Genomic DNA, 397 nt, shown 5'->3' on the forward strand with positions numbered 1-397 from the left:
GTTTAACGGCGTGAAAGTCCTTGCTGAAAATAATGAAATGAAAATTCAGGTTGGTGCTAATGATGGTGAAACCATCACTATCAATCTGGCAAAAATTGATGCGAAAACTCTCGGCCTGGACGGTTTTAATATCGATGGCGCGCAGAAAGCAACCGGCAGTGACCTGATTTCTAAATTTAAAGCGACAGGTACTGATAATTATCAAATTAACGGTACTGATAACTATACTGTTAATGTAGATAGTGGCGTAGTACAGGATAAAGATGGCAAACAAGTTTATGTGAGTACTGCGGATGGTTCACTTACGACCAGCAGTGATACTCAATTCAAGATTGATGCAACTAAGCTTGCAGTGGCTGCTAAAGATTTAGCTCAAGGGAATAAGATTGTCTACGAA

At 39.8% G+C, this 397-nt stretch carries 1 pseudogene; it reads left to right on the top strand.

The features are described 5' to 3' along the window. Positions 1 to 397, top strand: a pseudogene (locus AC1VNY_RS42850) (hypothetical protein); the annotation flags it as partial.

The organism is Bradyrhizobium ferriligni (genome assembly GCF_056837965.1).